This window comes from Pseudarthrobacter sp. CC4 (genome assembly GCF_048957775.1).
Taxonomy (GTDB): Bacteria; Actinomycetota; Actinomycetes; order Actinomycetales; family Micrococcaceae; genus Arthrobacter.
Genome location: NZ_JARCCZ010000018.1, coordinates 31,098 through 48,724 on the forward strand (window position 1 = coordinate 31,098; position 17,627 = coordinate 48,724).

Here is a 17,627-nt window from a genome sequence, read left to right on the forward strand (position 1 = left end):
ACCCATGACCAGTCCTGCAGCTGCCGGCGCCTACCCCCAGGGCATCAAACTGGGGGTGGACGTCGGCACGGTCCGGGTGGGGGTTGCCATCTGCGACCGCGACTCGATCCTGGCAACGCCCTACAAAACACTGGACCGCAACGCCAGGAAAAACTCCGACGTCAGGGTCATCGCAAACCTGGTCGAGGAGCTCGGCGCCGTGCAGGTGATCGTGGGGCTGCCCCGCACCCTCAAGGGTGAGGAAAGGGCGTCCGCCAAGATGGCCGTGGACTACGCCCGGCTGCTTGCCGGCGAACTGGCTGCCCGTGCTGTGGACGTCCCGGTTAACCTTGTGGACGAACGGTTGAGCAGCGTGACCGCGCACCGCAACCTGCATGAAGCTGGCATGAGCAGCAGGAATCACCGTAAAGTAGTTGATCAGGTCGCGGCGGCGGGTATCCTTCAGCACGCCATCGACATGCAGAAAGCCAGGGGAGCGGACGTCGGCTCACGCGTGACTCCGCCGCCCCCTTCCGTGGACCTGGGAGGCAGCGGGCAGAATGACACTGTGCGCGCCGCCCCCGGCGAAACGGCCCAATCTTCAGATAATGGAAGGCAACAGTGAGCCCTGCCAACATTGACGACGCTTCCAGCCCACTGGACGCCGGAGCAGCACGACCGCTGACCCGCAAGGAACTCCGTGCAAGGGAAAAAACCTTCAACACCGGAGGCCAGGACGCGGTGCCCGAGCAGGCCTACGAGACCGGCCACGACATTCCGCCGCAGCCTTCGGAACCTCCCGTGGCACCCGAGCCGCACCCCCTGCCTAAGGACGAAGCATTGCGGAACGAAGCTGGACCCCAGGAAGCGGCACCGCAGGAAACACCGGTAGAACAGCCCGTTCCTGCTGCTCCCCTCACTCCGCCGTCCATCCAGGACATCCCCCGGGAAGAGGCACATCACAACGAAGACTTCCGTGGGGACGCCAACTATGAAGAAGCCGGCCGGCATGACGGGCTTCATGCCCACGAGGCACCCGTTTTTTCAGGAGCGCCCGCCTTCGGAGCCCACCAGCACGGAACTGGAACGCATTACGACGACGAGCCGCACTTCCCGGACGGGGCCGCCTACCCTGCAGCGCACCACGCGGATCACTATCACGATGGCCACTACGACCAGGAGCACTACGGTGACGCCCACTACGCCGAGGGGCACGACGACGGCGCGCACCACCACGAATTCCTTCCCGCCCCGTCGACGGCAGCGGTAGTGGCCAAACCGTCCAAGAAGGTGCGCCGCCGCAGGCGGATGCTGGCACTGTTCGTTACCCTTGCTGTCTTCGTCACGGCCGTGGCAGTCGGCGCGCAGTTCCTGAAGCCGTTGCTTGGCAACGACAAGCCCGCCGACTTCCCGGGCCCGGGGACGGGCGAAGTCGTGGTGACCGTCGAGAACGGCGAAGGCACCCGGTCCGTCGCTGCGAAGCTGGAAAACGAACGCGTGGTGGCGAATGCGGACACCTTCCTCCAGAGCTTCAGCGCATCCGGGGGAACACTGGCTCCGGGGGACTACACGTTCAAGAACGAGATGAAGAATTCCGACGCCGTAAACGTCCTGCTGGGCAAGGACCAAACCAAGGTCATCTACTTCGCCCTCAGTGCCGGCCTGCGCGTGGGCGAGTCCCTGCAGGCAATTTCGCAAGGTTCCGGAATATCCATCCAGGACCTGCAGGCGCTCAGCAACCAGCCGGCCCAGTTCGGGCTGCCGGCCACCGCAAAAAACCTTGAGGGCTACCTGGCTCCGGGTGAACACCGTTTCCCCCTTGGTACCCCGGCAAAGGACATCCTCCAGGCCCTGGTCAAGATCACAACCGACGAACTTGTGTCGCAGGGCATCACGGACCCGGCCAAGCAGTACGAGGCCGTGATCGTGGCCAGCATTGTCCAGGCCGAAGGCGGCCAGGCGGAGTACGGGGACGTGGCAGGTGCCATCTACAACCGGCTCAAGCCCAACGACCAGACCGGAGGTTTCCTGCAGGTGGACTCGGCGGTGACGTACGGCCTGGGCACCAAGAGCTACAACTTCACGGACGAACAGCGCCAGGACAAGTCCAACCCGTACAACACCTATGCGAATCCCGGACTGCCCCCGGGACCCATCGGCTCTCCGGGAAAGACGGCCATTGATGCTGCCGCCAGGCCGAAGACGAACGACTACCTGTACTGGGTCACCATCAACCTGGACACCAAAGAGACCAAGTTCTCCAGGACGCTGGCCGAGCACAACGGGTACGTCGAGCAGTACAACGCCTGGTGCGCGGCGAACGCCGGACGCTGCACATGAGCCTTCGGGCTGCCGTCCTGGGCCACCCGATCAGCCACTCGAAGTCGCCGGCACTGCATCTTGCTGCCTACGGCCGGCTGGGCGTCGGCATCAGCTACACGGCGATTGACGTCACCGAGCAGTTGCTGCCGACGCTGATGCGGCAGATCCGCGACCAGCCGGGCTGGCGCGGCCTGTCCGTCACGATGCCCTTGAAGACGGCGATGCTCGGGCAGGTGGATGAGGTCCGCGGCGTTGCCGGGATCCTGGGCGTGGTCAACACGGTGTCCTTCGAGGACCACGACGGCGGCCGGAAGATCGTTGGATCGAACACCGATGTTGCCGGGATCGTCAACGCCCTGCGGCATGCCGGGGCGGGGCCAGCCCCCGCCGCCGTCATCCTCGGCGGCGGGGGAACAGCGGCCTCTGCCATCGCGGCGCTGAAGGAGCTTGGGACCGGCCACGTCCAGGTTTTCGTCCGGGACACCTCCAGGACCGGGGAGGTCCGCTCCGCCGCCGCAAGCCTGGGCATGGACCTGGACATCCGCCGCCTGGCTGACGCGGTGCACCCAACGGCCGCCGCCGACGTCGTCATCTCCACCCTGCCACCGCGGGCCGCGGACGGGCTGGCGGCCGAAATAGCGGAGTTGAAAACCGCCACTACCGGCGTGCTGCTGGATGTTGCCTACGATCCCTGGCCCAGCCTGGTCGCCTCGGTGTGGCAGGCAGGCGGCGGCACCGTGGTGCCCGGCCTGGAGATGCTGCTGTACCAGGCAGTGGAACAGGTACGCCTTTTTACCCGTCGCGGCGATGACGTCAATGCCGCCGTCATAGATGTGATGTGCGCCTCAGTCGGCCTTCCCCGACGGGCTTTGTAACCGCCCCCCGTGGCAGGATGGAAGATATGTTGCGTTGGTTGACTGCCGGTGAATCCCATGGTCCGGCTCTGATGGGAATTATTGAAGGCGTCCCCGCCGGTGTGGAAATCACCAGCGGGCACATCGCAGACTCCTTGGCACGCCGCCGGCTGGGCTATGGCCGTGGCGCGCGCATGAAGTTCGAGCAGGACGTTGTCACCATCCTCGGCGGCGTCCGCCACGGCCTCACCCAGGGCGGCCCGGTGGCCATCCAGGTGGGCAATACAGAGTGGCCCAAGTGGGAACAGATCATGTCGGCGGATCCTGTGGATCCGGACCTGCTCGCGGACCAGGCACGCAACGCGCCGCTGACCCGCCCCCGGCCCGGCCACGCCGATTTCACCGGGATGCAGAAGTACGGCTTCGCTGAGGCACGTCCTGTCCTGGAGCGGGCAAGCGCGCGCGAGACCGCCACCCGCGTTGCCATGGGCACCGTTGCGGCACAATTCCTCAAGCACCTCGGCATCGAGCTGGTCAGCCACACAGTCAGCATTGCCACTGTCGCAGTCCCGGAAGGACGTCCTCTTCCGGTGCCCGCGGATGTCATTGCGCTGGACGCCGACCCGCTCCGCTGCTTCGACCGCGAAACCTCCGATGCGATGGTCGCCGAGGTGGACGCCGCCCACAAGGAAGGCGAAACCCTGGGCGGCGTGGTGGAAGTCCTCGCCTACGGACTCCCGCCAGGACTGGGCAGCTACGTGCACTGGGACCGGCGCCTGGATTCCCGCCTTGCCGCCGCACTGATGGGCATCCAGGCCATCAAGGGCGTGGAGGTCGGCGACGGCTTCCTGACGGCCGCGCGCCGCGGCTCCGCCGCCCATGACGAAATCGTCCGGGATGCTGACGGCCGCATTGTCCGCACCAGCAACCGTGCCGGCGGCATCGAGGGCGGCATGAGCATCGGAGACGTCCTGCGCGTCCGGGCCGCCATGAAGCCCATCGCCACGGTGCCGCGCGCCCTCAAGACCATCGACGTCAGCACCGGGGAGCCTGCAAAGGCGCACCACCAGCGTTCGGACGTCTGTGCGGTTCCGGCCGCCGGTGTGGTGGCAGAGGCAATGGTGGCGCTGGTCCTCGCCGAGGCCGTCACCGAAAAGTTCGGCGGCGACTCCGTCGCGGAGACCGCACGCAACATCAAGGGTTACCTGGACAACATTCCGGCGTCCCTGGACTCGATCGGCCAGTAAGTGCCCCACCGCAGCAAAACCGGACCCTCAGGCCGGCCCATTGTCCTGATCGGGCCCATGGCGGTGGGCAAGTCGGCCATCGGGCAGCAGCTTGCCCATCAGCTCGGCGTCCCGTTCGTGGACACCGACGCCGTGATCGTGGCCGGCCATGGATCGATTTCGGATATATTTGCCGGGCGCGGTGAACATGCGTTCCGTGAGATCGAAGCACGGACGGTAGCCGACGTCGTCGAAGCGGCGGACCAGACCGTCGCGGTGATCTCCCTCGGCGGCGGCGCGGTACTGGACTCCGGCACTCAGCAGCTGATCAGCCGCTGTACCGTGGTGTACCTCGAATGCGACGCGCAAACAGTGGCCGGCCGCATCGCCCGGAACTCCGGGCGCCCGCTGCTGGCCGGGGACGCGATGGGCCGCTGGACCGCAATGTTCGCCACCCGCAAGCCAGTCTATGAGCGGCTGGCTGACCTCACCCTGGACGTGCGCCACGGCTCGGTTTCCGAGCTGGGCGCGCGGCTCGAAGCAGCACTGCGGGACTACGCAGCTGCCAAACAGGAAGTTGAAAAGTGACCACCGAATCAACAGTCATCAGTGTCACAGGCAGTTCCGCCGCTGAGAATTACGACGTCGTCGTGGGGCGGGGGCTGCTGGGTGACCTTCCGGGGCTGCTGGGGGAGCGGGTACGGCGCGTGCTGGTCATCCATCCGCGCGCCTTGCGGCTTACCGGCGACACCGTCCGCGACGAGCTGGCCGCCGCCGGTTTCACCTCCCTGACCGCGGAAATCCCGGACGCCGAAGAAGGCAAGCACATCCAGGTGGCCGCCTTCTGCTGGCAGGTCCTGGGGCAGAACGACTTCACCCGGTCCGACGCCATCGTTGCCGTCGGCGGAGGCGCGGTCACGGATGTCGCCGGCTTCGTTGCAGCCACCTGGCTGCGCGGCGTCAAGGTCATCCACATGCCCACCAGCCTGCTCGCCATGGTGGACGCCTCCGTGGGCGGGAAGACGGGGATCAACACCGCCGAAGGCAAGAACCTGGTGGGCGCATTCCATCCTCCCGCGGGCGTGCTGGCCGATCTGGACACCCTCAACACGCTGCCCCGCAACGAGATGGTTTCCGGCATGGCGGAGGTCATCAAGTGCGGTTTCATCGCCGATCCCGCCATCCTCGACCTCGTGGAAAAGGACCCGGCCGCTGTGGTGGATCCGCAGTCTGACGTCCTCCGGGAGTTGATCGAGCGGGCCATCGCCGTTAAGGCCAAGGTGGTTTCCGAGGACCTCAAGGAATCCGGTTTGCGGGAAATCCTGAACTACGGGCACACCCTCGGGCATGCCATCGAACTCGTCGAACGCTACTCGTGGCGTCACGGCGCCGCTGTCTCGGTTGGCATGATGTTCGCTGCCGAGCTTGCCCGCAGCGTGGGCCGCCTCAGCGATGCCGACGCCGACCGGCACCGGACCGTCCTTGAGAGCCTCGGCCTCCCGGTTACTTACCGGCGGGACCGTTGGCAAGCCCTCCTTGACGGAATGCGGCGCGACAAGAAGTCACGCGGTGACCTGCTGCGCTTTGTTGTTTTGGACGGCGTGGCAAAGCCCGGAATCCTTGACGTCCCGGACACCTCCCTGCTGTTCGCCGCATATCAGGAAATTGCTTCCTGATGCAGGGGGACATGCAAGGAACAGCAGACTGGCCCGAGGCCGGTTTTCCGGGTATCCGGATCAACCCGGAATCGCTGCTGCCGGAGATTGTGAACGAGGACGCCTGCCGGGAGGCGCTGGCGGTATCCAGCGATCCGGCAGACCATATTTTCGTTCTCCTGGTGGAGGGGCACGCCTCCGAAGCCGCCGAACTGCTGGCCGAAGCCCGGTTCAAGGACCCCGAATCCTTCCGGCTGCGGACCTTCGAGGCTGAGGTGCTGCGGGTTTCAAACCGCCTTGACCGTGCCGTGGAGCTGTTCCGCCAGCTCCTGGCCGAAGTGCAGGGGACGCCGCGGGAGGCCCTCGTGTGGCAGTTCCTGGGAAAGACCCAGTACAGTGCCGGCCAGATGTCAGCAGCTGTTGAATCGTTCGCGCGCGCACTCGACCTGCGCGTGGCGCAGTCCGCCGATGCGGCCCAGATCTACTCGTCCACCGTGGCGTTGCAGCGTGCCCGGGATGTCCTGGACCTGGCCTGCTGATACCGGCAGCGGATCGGTGCAGCTGCCCTCCGGCAGCCGCCTGAAGCCGCAGCCGGGAAGCGCACCGGATTAACCCGGTAGAATGGTTCTTGAATTTTTAACCACCCGATTTTTGACAAACACGCGCCGGCAGTCCGTTTGGGTTGCCTGCCCGGCATACAACGTCTGACAACGCGACCAGACAGAGAAACCAGAGGAAACAGTGGCAACCACTAACGACATCAAGAACGGAACGGTCCTGAAGCTCGAGGGCCAGCTCTGGAACATCATCGAATTCCAGCACGTCAAGCCAGGCAAGGGCGGTGCGTTCGTGCGCACCAAGATGCGCAACGTGATGTCCGGCAAGGTCGTGGACAAGACGTTCAACGCCGGGCTCAAGATCGAGACCGCAACGGTTGACCGCCGTGACTACCAGTACCTGTACCAGGACGGCGCCGACTTCGTGTTCATGGACACCTCGGACTTCGACCAGATCACTGTCTCCGGCGCAACGGTAGGCGATGCCACCAACTTCATGCTCGAGAACCAGATGGTCAACATCGCCATTCACGAGGGCACCCCGCTGTACATCGAACTCCCGCCCAGCGTCGTGCTGGAAATCACCTACACCGAGCCGGGCCTGCAGGGCGACCGCTCCTCCGCAGGCACCAAGCCCGCAACCCTGGAAACCGGGTACGAGATCCAGGTTCCGCTGTTCATTGAAAACAACACCAAGGTCAAGGTAGACACCCGCGACGGCAGCTACCTGGGCCGGGTCACTGAGTAGTGAGCGCACGCGGTAAAGCCCGTAACAGGGCACTGGACGTTCTTTTCGAAGCTGAGCAGCGCTCGGTTTCGGCCTTTGACGTGATCCGCTCCCGGCGGGAAAAGACCGACCAGGTAATCAACCCGTACACCATCGAAATCGTTGAGGGCGTGCTGTCCCAGCAAACCGCCATCGACGAGTTCCTGGAGACGTACTCCCAGGGCTGGAGCCTTGAGCGGATGCCGTCGGTGGACCGCATCATTTTGCGCATCGGCACTTGGGAACTCCTGTACAACGACGATATTCCGGACGGCGTGGCGGTGAGCGAAGCGGTGGCGTTGGCCAAGACGCTTTCCACTGACGAGTCGCCCCAATTCATCAACGGCCTCCTGGGCCGGCTTCAGCAGCTGAAGCCTTCCCTGCTCGCATAGCCAAACTGACAAGCCCCGTCCCGGCAAGCCTGGACGGGGCTTTTCGGTGCCTAGCCTGCCCGCGGGGCCGCGGCCGGGTGGCAGGTCCCGGATCGTTGGAACCCTATAGGATCTGAACATGCAGAAAGCCCCCCAGGACAACGGGCCCCGGCCGGAGGACATGGCGACGGCCCGCCGGCCCGGCCGCGCTGTCAACCGCCAGGTGCTCGCCGACCACGTCTACGCGGAACTCCTGGCGTCCCTTATGGACGGCCGCCTGGCGCCGGGAGCCGTGGTCAGCATTGACGGCACCGCCCGGGACCTCGACGTTTCGCCCACGCCTGTCCGCGAGGCGCTGGCGAGGCTGGAGCACACGGGCATGGTCCGGAGGGTGGCCCTCAAGGGGTACCGGGTGGCTCCGGTCTTCACAAGGGAGGACTTCGCCGAGCTCATGGAGGCGCGGCTGGCTATCGAACCCGTGAACGCCAAGCTGGCCTGTGAACGGATCGGCCAGAAGGGCCTGGCCGAACTGGAAACGGCGGTGGAGGACCTGAAGGCCGCTCCACGGGGCCCGTCCTTCGCCGAGTTCAAGGACTACCTGGAAGCGGACGAGCGTTTTCACCAGCTCATCGCCCGGCACACCGGCAACCAGTTCATGGAAGCCGCCTATGCGTCCCTCGGCGGCCAGATCCAGCGGTTCAGGCTCTTCGGGGGAGTGGGAATTACCGACGCCGACAGTGCAATCGCCGAACACCAGGCTGTCCTGAAGGCCCTTGCATCGGGCAACCCCGGCACGGCGGAGGCCGCGATGGCCGAGCATATCCGGCAGGTCCGTGCGCGTGCCATGGCTGATGCCCCGCCAGGCTGAACCAGCCCTCCCGCCCAACTAGGTAGCGCCAAGTGTCGTTTTGAACCCCCAAAACGACACTTGGCGCTACTTAGTTGAGTTGCCCCCGCCTCTGTGTGACCTTGACAACACCCCTTTAATAATAAATCCTATAGGAAAGAGGATCGAGCAAGGGAGCTACACCATGGCGTACACAGCCGACAACTGGCCCATCACTGCAGCACTGCTGCAGTTTCCGGCAACAGACGCCCGGGGTGTCCACGTGAACGATGCCGAAGCCTCCGTCTGGGCCGGTGTCCTGTCCGAGGTGAAGGAGGCCGGCTTCGCCAATGCCGACCTCACGGACAGCTGGGTCCGGCCGGGCGATCTGAGCCAGGGGCGCCTGGCCGAGTTCAAGGAGGCCGCGGACGCTGTTGGGATCGGTGTACCGGTCATCTCGGCCATCCGCCGCAGCGTCATCGAAGAAGGCAGGTGGGAAGAAAACCTGGCTTACAGCCACCGCACCATTGACGCCGCAGCAGCGCTGGGCTGCGAGGTTGTCTCCTTTGGACTCCACCAGGCCATCACGGCGGAGCAGCAGAAGCAGCTGTGGTTCTGGACGGTGGAAGGCTACAAGGACCCCGAAGGCAACAGGGAAGCGTGGAACAACGCCGTGACGCGCCTCCGTGAACTGGGCCGGCACGCGGCCGAGGTGGGCGTCCTGCTGTCCCTGGAAATGTACGAGGACACGTACCTGGGCACCGCCGACTCCTCCGTGAAGATGGTCCAGGACATCGGCCTCGCCAACGTCGGCCTCAACCCGGACCTCGGCAACCTCATCCGGCTGCACCGGCCCATCGAGGACTGGCGCGAGATGGTGGCCAAGACCCTGCCGTACTCCAACTACTGGCACATGAAGAACTACATCCGGGACGAGGACACGGCCCGCGACATGTATGTCGCCATGCCGGCACCCATGGAGAGCGGCCTCATCAACTACCGCGAGGCCTTCAAGGTCGCCTTGTCCGTGGGCTTCCAGGGCATCCTTTGCACCGAGCACTACGGCGGCGACGGACTGAGCGTCACCGCCAGCAACCAGGACTACCTCCGCCGCCACGTCCTCCCCAAGACCGACGGCTACGCACTCGGGCAGAGCCGGGTGGCGCAGGGGAGGCAGCTGCCCGCCCCGGAACTCAGCAGCGTCTGATCCATGGCGCCTGGTGCGGCCGGCATGCATTCGGTGGCGGCCGCACCAATTCAGACTCCCGGCTTTACTTCTCCAACTCGGATTCAATGAGGAAACCATGACCCAGATCTTCGACAACCCCGCTGATTTCGCGGATGAGGCACTGGACGGCTTTGTGGCAGCCAACCGCGGGTACGTCGCCCGGGTGGACGGCGGCGTGGTCCGCTCCACCGAGGTGCCCGCCGGCCAAGTGGCCCTGGTGGTGGGCGGCGGATCCGGCCACTACCCGGCCTTCGCAGGCCTCGTGGGACCGGGCCTCGCCACGGGCTCCGCCTGCGGCAACATGTTCGCTTCCCCGGCAGCCGGCCAGGTCTACCGGGTGGCCAAGGCCGCCAACGCGGGCGGGGGCGTGCTGCTGAGTTACGGCAACTACGCCGGCGACGTGCTCCACTTCGGCCAGGCCCAGCTGCGGCTCAACGCCGAAGGCATCGAAACCCGCACCGTCCTGGTCACGGACGACATCGCCAGCGCTCCGCTGGACCAGATCGAGAAGCGCCGCGGCATTGCCGGGGACCTGACGGTCTTCAAGATTGCCGGCGCCGCGGCCGAAGCAGGACTGGACCTCGGCGCCGTCGAACGCCTGGCCATCCGGACCAACTACCGCACCCGTTCCCTGGGCGTGGCCTTTGACGGCTGCACGCTGCCGGGAGCGGACGCGCCGCTGTTCCACGTGCCCGCCGGGCAGATGTCGCTGGGCCTCGGCATCCACGGCGAGCCGGGCATCTCCGAACACCCCATGCCCACCGCCTCCGAACTCGCCGAACTGCTGGTCTCCAGGCTCCTGGCGGACAAGCCCGACGACGCCGGGAACCGTGTGGTGGCCATCGTCAACGGCCTGGGCACGGTCAAGTACGACGAGCTGTTCCTGCTTTTCGGGAAGATCGAAAAGCTCCTCACCGCCGCCGGCCTCACCGTTGTGGAGCCCGAGTGCGGCGAGCTGGTCACCAGCCTGGACATGTCCGGACTCTCCCTCACCCTGCTCTGGCTGGACGACGAGCTGGAGCGGTACTGGGCCGCACCTGCCGACACCCCCGCCTTCCGCAAGGGCAACCTGGCTCCGCGGGCCCGCCGTGAGCTGGCCGGACCGGAAGACGCCGTGGCCGGTGAAGCGGAGAACACGACGGCGGCAGCAGCCGAGCTGGGCCGGCTGGCCGCCGCCGTGCTCGCCCAGGTGCAGGGCGTCGTCGTCGAGCATGAAGAGGAACTGGGGAACCTGGACGCCATCGCGGGCGACGGCGACCACGGCATCGGCATGCGCCGCGGCGTGGACGCGGCAGCGGCGGCCGCGGCTGAAGCAGCGGCTGCCGGAGTTTCCGTGGAGCGCGTGCTGACGTCGGCCGGGGAGGCCTGGAGTGAACGTGCCGGCGGCACCTCCGGTGCGTTGTGGGGATCAGCCGTGATTGCGGCCGGGCTCGCGCTCGGCAACAAGGACTCGTACCGCGGCGGCGACGCGGCCGCTGCCGTGACCGCGTTCGTGGATGCCATCACCGGACTGGGCGGGGCTGAACCTGGCGACAAAACCATGGTGGACGCGCTGCTTCCCTACCAGGAGGCTTTCCGGGCAGCGTTCGACGGCGGCACGCAGGTCAAGGGGGCACTGGCGGCGGCGGCCGCTGCTGCCCGGGAGGCGGCCGAGGCCACGGCTTCCCTCCGTCCGCTCAAGGGCCGCGCCCGGCCCCTGGCGGAGAAGAGCCTGGGGCATCCCGACCCCGGCGCCGTATCCTTCGGCCTCATCGCCTCCCGCATAGCACGCTATGCCGAATCCGGCACAGCCGACAACCCACTGACTGATTCCCGGCTGGCCGCTTCCGCGGCCGGAAATGGAGCACAAGAATGAGCGCAGGACAGAACACAGGACAGAATCCCGGACAGGGCGCGGCAGCAGGGTGGCGCATCGTCATTGGCAACGATGAAGCCGGGGTCGAGTACAAGAATGCCCTGAGGGCGCTGCTCGAGGCAGACAGCCGCGTGGCGTCCGTCGTCGACATCGGCGTAGGGGCGAACGACTCGACCGCGTACCCGCACGTGGCCGTGGACGCCGCCCGCAAGGTGGCAGACGGTGAGGCAGACCGCGCCCTGCTGATCTGCGGTACCGGCCTGGGGGTGGCCATCGCGGCCAACAAGGTCCCGGGCGTCCGTGCGGTTACGGCCCACGACGGCTATTCCGTGGAACGTTCGGTCCTGAGCAACAACGCCCAGGTCCTCACCATGGGCCAGCGCGTCATCGGCCTCGAACTGGCCAAGAAGCTGGTGGGCGAATGGCTCGACTACCGCTTCGATGAGACTTCAGCCTCCGCCGCCAAGGTGGACGCCATCTGCTCCTATGAGCCCGACTACACGAAGGCAGTCTGACCATGACCGAAACAGCAAGCACCCCGACTCCAACGGAGGCCACCAGCGCGCGGAAGATCGCCGTCGTCGGCTCCGGCTACATGGGCGGCGGCATCGCCCAGGTCCTGGCGCTCGGCGGAGCGCGCGTGGCACTGGCGGACGTGTCCGCCGAGGTGGCCCGGGGCAACTACGACCGCCTTCTGGCCGAATCGGACCAGTTCGTGGCCGACGGCCTTTTCCCCGCCGGTTCCACAGAGATCCTGAAGCAGAACCTCTGGGCCGCCAAGGACATCGAGGAAGCGGTGGCGGACGCTGACTTCATCGAAGAAGCCGTCCCCGAGGTCATCGCCATCAAGCATCAGACGCTGGCCCGCATCAGCGCAGCGGCGCGGCCGGATGCCATCATCGGCTCCAACACCTCCACCATTTCCATCGCCGAACTGTCCGGGCCGGTCATCAACCCGGAGCGCTTCCTGGGCGTCCACTTCTCCAACCCGTCGCCGTTCATCCCCGGTGTGGAAATCATTCCCCACGCCGGCACGTCCGCATCAACAGTGGGGACAGCCCGCGACCTGGTCCACGCCGCCGGCAAGCAGACAGCAGTGGTCAAGGACGTCACAGGCTTCGTGCTCAACCGCCTGCAGTATGCGCTGTTCCACGAAGCTGCCCAGCTGGTGGAGCAGGGGATTGCGACGGCGGACGACGTCGACACACTGGTCCGCACCACCTTTGGTTTCCGGCTGCCGTTCTTTGGGCCCTTCGCCATCGCGGACATGGCCGGGCTGGATGTCTACAACTTCTGCTACAAGTCCCTGCAGACCGACTTCCCGGAGAGGTTTGCCACGCCCAGGATCCTCAGCGACCTGGTGGAGGCCGGGAAGCTCGGCACGAAGACCGGCGCCGGCTTCCTCAATGTCCCGGCCGAACGCACCCCCGAGCTCATCGCCTACCGCAACAAGGCCTACGTGGCCATGCAGAAACTGCTTGAAGACCTCGGCCCGGCACCCATCGGCTGACCATCCCTTCCTACTCCCAGGAGCAACCATGAGTGTTTTCCCTGCACGACGCACCGCCATCGTCACCGGGGCGGTCTCTGAGCGCGGCATCGGCCGGGCCACCGCCAACTACCTTGCGGCCCAGGGCTGGAACATCGGCATCATCGACCTCGACGACGCACTGTGCAAGGCCACGGCCAAGGAACTGGCATCCCGCTATGGCGTGCAGGCCCATGGCGCCGGTGCCGATGTGGCTGACGAAGGCTCCGTCCGCGCCGCGGTCGACTCAATCGAAGCCGAGCTGCCGCAGGTGGTGGCCCTGGCCAATATTGCCGGCGTCAGCTCCCCGGTTCCGTACCTGGACCTTGACGCGGCCGAGTGGGACCGCGTGCTGAACATCAACCTGAACGGCGTCCACTACGCCACCCGCCGGGTCGCGGAGTCAATGGTTAAGAACCGGATCGGGCGGATCGTCAATATCTCTTCGGTGTCCGCCCAGCGGGGCGGCGGAACGTTCTCCAAAACGCCCTACTCGGTGGCGAAGGCCGGCGTGATCGGGCTGACCCGCTCCACCGCCCGCGAACTGGGGGAGTACGACATCACCGTGAACGCCATCTCCCCGGGCCCGATCGATACCGACATCATGGGCGGCACCCTCAGCGAGGAACGCAAGGAAGAACTCACCCGGGACCTGGTGGTCAACCGGGTGGGATCCCCCCGCGACATCGCTGCCGCCATCGCCTTCCTCATCAGCGAGGACGCCGGCTACATCTCCGGCCAGACGCTGAATGTGGACGGCGGCCTCTACATGCACTAGGAAAGGACCCCCATGGGCGCCTGGACCAAGGAACGACGGATCTACCTGGCAATCGGCGTGCTCGCCTGCCTGGCGGGCGTGGTTCTCATCGCCTTCCCGCTGTAACCGGGCATCAACGTGCACCGATTTCCACGCTTACATACTCAAAGAGGAGTTTAGATGTCCCTAACAGCAGCATCCACCAAGGAGCTCCTGGACTCGCCGGTCCTTAAATCGGCGATCTCCAAGGCCTCCTTCCGGCTCATGCCGATGCTCGTCATCCTGTACATCGTTGCGTTCCTGGACCGTACCAACGTGGGCTTCGCGGAGGCGGCGCTCGGGGTGGACCGGGGGGTCACCGCGGGGGCCTACGCCCTTGGCGCCGGTATCTTCTTCATCGGCTACGCACTGTTCGAAATTCCCAGCAACCTGCTCCTGACCAAGTTCGGCGCAAAGGTGTGGCTGGCCCGCATCGCCATCACCTGGGGCATCGTGTCCGCCTGCTTCGCCTTCGTCCAGGGCGAGACTTCCTTCATCATCCTGCGTTTCCTGCTGGGTGTAACCGAAGCAGGCCTGTTCCCCGGCGTCATCATGTTCCTCGCTGCCTGGTTCCCCAACAAGGTGCGCGTGAAAATGTTCGCCATCTTCTACCTCGCGCAGCCGTTCTCGCAGATGATGGGTGCCCCGCTGTCCGGCTGGCTGATAAACATCGGCGACCAGGTTCCCGGCGTGGCCGGCTGGCAGGTCATGTTCTTCGTGGAAGGCATGCTCGCCGTTGTGGCCGGCATCGCCGCGTACTTCTTCCTGATCAACAGCCCCCAGGATGCCAAATTCCTGGACCCCGGGGAAAAACAGGCCCTGCTGGATGTCATGGCGCTGGAGGACACCGTCAAGGAAGAAACCGGCCCCCGAGGCGTCGTTGCCGCCATGAAGAACCGCAAGGTCTGGTACTTCACGGCCATCTACTTCTGCCTCCAGGTGGCTGTGTATGGCGTGACGTTCTACCTGCCGCAGCAGGTGTCCCAGCTGACCGGCCAAAAGGTCGGACTGATGGTGGGCCTGCTGGCAGCGATCCCGTGGTTCTTTGGCATCTTCGCCTGCTACTTCATCGGCCGGGCCGCCAACACCATAGTCCGCCGCCGTGTCTGGGGCACCGGCCTGTTCCTCTCCACCGGCCTGTGCATCTTCGGCTCTGCCTGGGCGGGAGCAAACCATATCCCGGCCCTGGGCATCCTCTTCATCACCCTGGCGGTGTGCAGCTTCCTGTCCATCGGCCCCATCGCCTGGTCCTACCCCACGGCCTTCCTCACCGGAACGGCAGCCGCCGCGGGCATTGGCCTGATCAACTCGCTGGGCAACCTGGGCGGCTTCGTGGCCCCGATCCTGCGCACAACGGTCAACCAGGTTACGGCGTCGGACACCGGCACCATGGGGGTCTACGCGCTGGGCGTCCTGCCGTTCGTGGCCGCCATCATGATGTACGCCACCAAGCGGTTCCGCAACAAGGCGGACGACCTGCTCGACCACAAGTGATCGAACCCATGCCCGACTGCAGCACAACGGACCGCCAGGGCACCGAAACGGTGTACGTCGGCGTCAGCACCAAAATGTACCTGGGCTACGCCGACTCCCTTGAGTGGCTCACCGGCATCAGGCACGAAGTGGACACCCGTCCGGCCCTTGCGGCCGGGCGGGTGGTCCCGTTCGTCGTCCCCAGTTTTCCGGTGCTGCCGGCCGCCGGCCGGATCCTCGAAGGGTCGCCGGTCCGCCTCGGCGCGCAGAACTGCGGCTGGGCGGACGGGCCCTGGACGGGGGAAGTGGCTCCGTCCATGCTGGCTGATCTGGGCGTCCTCCTGGTGGAGATCGGCCACGCCGAACGCCGCGCCCACTTCGGCGAAACTGACGGCATTGTGGCGCTCAAGGTCCGGGCAGCGGACGACGCCGGGCTGACGCCGCTGCTCTGCGTGGGAGAAGACTCCTTGGGGGAAGGCTCCCCCCGTGACGCCGCCGTCGTTGTGTACAGGCAGATCCGGGCGGCCGTTGGCGGCGACTGGGCGCTGGCCGCCCGGGTCATCGTGGCCTACGAACCTGTCTGGGCCATCGGGGCAGCAGAGCCGGCGGACGCCGGGTACGTGTCCGACGTCGTCAGCCACCTCCGCGCGCTGCTCGCCGGGCATGGGCTAGTGGGGCTCCCGGTCATCTACGGCGGGTCAGCCAAGCCCGGCGTGCTGCCCAGGCTCAGCGGCGTTTCCGGGCTGTTCCTGGGCCGCTTTGCCCACGATCCCGCCAACTTCGGGAAGGTACTGGACGAGGCGCTGGCACTGACTTCAAAGGCCACTGCGTCCTCTGCCGGGTAAGGGCGGCGGGACAGGCGGGACATCAGCTGGCGACGGCGGCCCGCAGGGCCAGGATGCGCTGCAGCTGCTGGCGCTCCTCAGCCTGGTGCAGCTGGACATCGCGGCCGCTCAGGATGCGCTGCCGGGTATTCGCCAGATGCGTGGCGGCCTTCAGGAACTCCCTCATCTGCCTTTTCCTGCCATAGCTGCCGGCCCAGTTCAACGCCGTCCGCCGTCCGCCCACGGTGGCCAGGAGCTCCACCTCAGCGGGAGTGAACCAGCCTGCCGCCGAGTACTCGAGCAGCCGCTGCCGGGTCAGCCTCTTCTCCGCGACGCGCAGCAGGATGATGCCGCCTACAGCGAGGAGGAAGATGGGCACCTGGACCAGGATGTAGTCCGCCAGGAAGCCCTGCCCCATGCTGTTCCAGCGGTTGTGCAGGAACATGGCAGGCAGCAGCCCCACCAGGAAAGCGGCCACCGAGGCGCCGGTATGCCAGCGCCGGGCGGCGAACCCCATGACCAGCCCGGTGGTGCCCGTGAAGATCGCATGCGCAAAGGGCGACATGACCCCGCGGAGGAAAAAGACCTGGGCGAAGTCGCCTGCGGGATCTGCCGACTCCGCGATGGCCCTGCCGAAGTACAGGATGTTCTCGGTGAAAGCGAAACCCCCGGCGATGGTGAACGCGAAGACCACGCCGTCCACCGGCCCGTCAAAGTGTTTCCTCGCCAGCAGGAGCAGCATCAGCAGCCCCAGGGATTTGGCGAACTCCTCCACGACGGGCGCCTGCACCGTGGCCATGTAGGTCCGGAGGTCCGCCTCGTCAGAAAACTGGAACGCCAGGACGAAAAACGGCTGGATGAGCAGGGTCACCGCAATGGATACGGCGGCGCCCCACGTGAAGGCGAAGTACAGCAGCCGCTTTGGCTCGGGCTCCCACTTGTCGATGATGTGCACGGCCAGGAGCACCACGGACAGGGGGATCAATGATGCGAGGAACCCCACAACGAACCCGGCCGCCCCCGTGCTGGACAGCAGGAACGGCACCACCAGGAAAAGGCTCAGGAGGGCCAGGACACTGACGCCGACGGTCAAACCCAGCAGGCCGCTGCGGGACCTGGCCGCCTTCACCATGGTTCCCTGGTCCTGCGGCGGCACCACAGTTCCAACCGGTGCCCCCTCATGCCCGGGCGCCGGACGGTAGTTCCCGGGCTGCACGTGCCCCATCCAGCTGGGGCTGGCCTGGGCGGGCAGCGGCGCCGTTCCCAGCCCCCAGGGGTCTTCCGGCCGGCCGGACGCAGGGTTGCTCGGATGCATCGACATACCGAAAAGCCTAGGTGTGAGTCGCCCGGACGCCTAAGACCACGCC

General features: G+C 66.2%; 18 protein-coding genes. 17 read left to right on the forward strand and 1 reads right to left on the reverse strand.

Going from position 1 to position 17,627, the window contains the following annotated elements; translation table 11 throughout:
* Positions 1-4 precede the first annotated feature (4 nt).
* The 17 genes from ruvX to PV768_RS13505 all read left to right on the forward strand — a co-directional run bounded on the left by ruvX (position 5) and on the right by PV768_RS13505 (position 16,281).
* Positions 5-604: a Holliday junction resolvase RuvX gene (ruvX, locus tag PV768_RS13425; RefSeq protein WP_323057106.1), complete on the forward strand. Its 600-nt coding sequence runs from the start codon at positions 5-7 to the stop codon at positions 602-604.
* Entirely contained in the window at positions 601-2,319 is a 1,719-nt protein-coding gene (mltG, locus tag PV768_RS13430) for an endolytic transglycosylase MltG (protein ID WP_421093260.1), read from the forward strand. Before ruvX ends, mltG begins: the two co-directional genes overlap by 4 nt.
* On the forward strand, positions 2,316-3,176 hold the full coding sequence (locus PV768_RS13435; protein WP_421093261.1) for a shikimate dehydrogenase: 861 nt from the start codon (positions 2,316-2,318) through the stop codon (positions 3,174-3,176). The genes mltG and PV768_RS13435 overlap by 4 nt, the downstream gene beginning before the upstream one ends.
* Positions 3,177-3,202: 26 nt before the next feature.
* Complete coding sequence (aroC, locus tag PV768_RS13440; protein WP_157242070.1) at positions 3,203-4,402, forward strand: chorismate synthase; 1,200 nt, start codon at positions 3,203-3,205, stop codon at positions 4,400-4,402.
* Positions 4,403-4,969: a shikimate kinase gene (locus PV768_RS13445; protein WP_321213627.1), complete on the forward strand. Its 567-nt coding sequence runs from the start codon at positions 4,403-4,405 to the stop codon at positions 4,967-4,969.
* Positions 4,966-6,057: a 3-dehydroquinate synthase gene (gene aroB / locus PV768_RS13450; RefSeq protein ID WP_370460707.1), complete on the forward strand. Its 1,092-nt coding sequence runs from the start codon at positions 4,966-4,968 to the stop codon at positions 6,055-6,057. Before PV768_RS13445 ends, aroB begins: the two co-directional genes overlap by 4 nt.
* Complete coding sequence (locus PV768_RS13455) at positions 6,057-6,575, forward strand: tetratricopeptide repeat protein (RefSeq protein WP_321213625.1); 519 nt, start codon at positions 6,057-6,059, stop codon at positions 6,573-6,575. The genes aroB and PV768_RS13455 overlap by 1 nt, the downstream gene beginning before the upstream one ends.
* Before the next feature lie 202 nt (positions 6,576-6,777).
* Positions 6,778-7,341 (forward strand): elongation factor P, encoded by a 564-nt coding sequence (gene efp, locus PV768_RS13460; RefSeq protein ID WP_321213624.1) that lies wholly within the window; start codon positions 6,778-6,780, stop codon positions 7,339-7,341.
* Positions 7,341-7,751: a transcription antitermination factor NusB gene (nusB, locus tag PV768_RS13465; RefSeq protein WP_311217652.1), complete on the forward strand. Its 411-nt coding sequence runs from the start codon at positions 7,341-7,343 to the stop codon at positions 7,749-7,751. The genes efp and nusB overlap by 1 nt, the downstream gene beginning before the upstream one ends.
* Before the next feature lie 160 nt (positions 7,752-7,911).
* Positions 7,912-8,598 (forward strand): GntR family transcriptional regulator, encoded by a 687-nt coding sequence (locus PV768_RS13470; RefSeq protein ID WP_157243165.1) that lies wholly within the window; start codon positions 7,912-7,914, stop codon positions 8,596-8,598.
* Positions 8,599-8,761: 163 nt separating this feature from the next.
* Positions 8,762-9,763 (forward strand): sugar phosphate isomerase/epimerase family protein, encoded by a 1,002-nt coding sequence (locus PV768_RS13475; RefSeq protein WP_321213623.1) that lies wholly within the window; start codon positions 8,762-8,764, stop codon positions 9,761-9,763.
* A 97-nt stretch (positions 9,764-9,860) separates the two neighbouring features.
* Positions 9,861-11,639 (forward strand): dihydroxyacetone kinase subunit DhaL, encoded by a 1,779-nt coding sequence (gene dhaL, locus PV768_RS13480; protein ID WP_421093262.1) that lies wholly within the window; start codon positions 9,861-9,863, stop codon positions 11,637-11,639.
* The gene (locus PV768_RS13485; protein ID WP_157242074.1) at positions 11,636-12,154 is read left to right on the forward strand and encodes a ribose-5-phosphate isomerase; all 519 of its coding nucleotides are present in this window, start codon (positions 11,636-11,638) and stop codon (positions 12,152-12,154) included. Before dhaL ends, PV768_RS13485 begins: the two co-directional genes overlap by 4 nt.
* Positions 12,155-12,156: 2 nt before the next feature.
* Positions 12,157-13,149, forward strand: a complete 993-nt coding sequence (locus PV768_RS13490) for a 3-hydroxyacyl-CoA dehydrogenase family protein (protein ID WP_421093263.1) — start codon at positions 12,157-12,159, stop codon at positions 13,147-13,149.
* A 28-nt stretch (positions 13,150-13,177) separates the two neighbouring features.
* Complete coding sequence (locus PV768_RS13495; RefSeq protein ID WP_157242076.1) at positions 13,178-13,945, forward strand: SDR family NAD(P)-dependent oxidoreductase; 768 nt, start codon at positions 13,178-13,180, stop codon at positions 13,943-13,945.
* 159 nt (positions 13,946-14,104) lie between these two features.
* Positions 14,105-15,457, forward strand: coding sequence for an MFS transporter (locus PV768_RS13500; protein ID WP_321213619.1), 1,353 nt, complete (start codon positions 14,105-14,107; stop codon positions 15,455-15,457).
* Positions 15,458-15,465: 8 nt separating this feature from the next.
* Entirely contained in the window at positions 15,466-16,281 is an 816-nt protein-coding gene (locus PV768_RS13505) for a triose-phosphate isomerase family protein (RefSeq protein WP_421093264.1), read from the forward strand.
* A 22-nt stretch (positions 16,282-16,303) separates the two neighbouring features.
* Here PV768_RS13505 and PV768_RS13510 read toward each other — a convergent pair whose 3' ends face one another.
* Entirely contained in the window at positions 16,304-17,581 is a 1,278-nt protein-coding gene (locus PV768_RS13510; protein WP_421093265.1) for a PrsW family intramembrane metalloprotease, read from the reverse strand.
* Between the last annotated feature and the right edge of the window lie 46 nt (positions 17,582-17,627).

Coding starts and splice junctions, on each gene's coding strand:
- aroC (WP_157242070.1), top strand. CDS start 3,203: ATGTTGCGTTGGTTGACTGCCGGTGAATCCCATGGTCCGGCTCTGATG.
- PV768_RS13490 (WP_421093263.1), top strand. CDS start 12,157: ATGACCGAAACAGCAAGCACCCCGACTCCAACGGAGGCCACCAGCGCG.
- PV768_RS13505 (WP_421093264.1), top strand. CDS start 15,466: ATGCCCGACTGCAGCACAACGGACCGCCAGGGCACCGAAACGGTGTAC.
- dhaL (WP_421093262.1), top strand. CDS start 9,861: ATGACCCAGATCTTCGACAACCCCGCTGATTTCGCGGATGAGGCACTG.
- PV768_RS13475 (WP_321213623.1), top strand. CDS start 8,762: ATGGCGTACACAGCCGACAACTGGCCCATCACTGCAGCACTGCTGCAG.
- PV768_RS13500 (WP_321213619.1), top strand. CDS start 14,105: ATGTCCCTAACAGCAGCATCCACCAAGGAGCTCCTGGACTCGCCGGTC.
- PV768_RS13495 (WP_157242076.1), top strand. CDS start 13,178: ATGAGTGTTTTCCCTGCACGACGCACCGCCATCGTCACCGGGGCGGTC.
- PV768_RS13485 (WP_157242074.1), top strand. CDS start 11,636: ATGAGCGCAGGACAGAACACAGGACAGAATCCCGGACAGGGCGCGGCA.
- PV768_RS13455 (WP_321213625.1), top strand. CDS start 6,057: ATGCAGGGGGACATGCAAGGAACAGCAGACTGGCCCGAGGCCGGTTTT.
- PV768_RS13470 (WP_157243165.1), top strand. CDS start 7,912: ATGGCGACGGCCCGCCGGCCCGGCCGCGCTGTCAACCGCCAGGTGCTC.
- ruvX (WP_323057106.1), top strand. CDS start 5: ATGACCAGTCCTGCAGCTGCCGGCGCCTACCCCCAGGGCATCAAACTG.
- PV768_RS13510 (WP_421093265.1), bottom strand. CDS start 17,581: ATGTCGATGCATCCGAGCAACCCTGCGTCCGGCCGGCCGGAAGACCCC.
- PV768_RS13435 (WP_421093261.1), top strand. CDS start 2,316: ATGAGCCTTCGGGCTGCCGTCCTGGGCCACCCGATCAGCCACTCGAAG.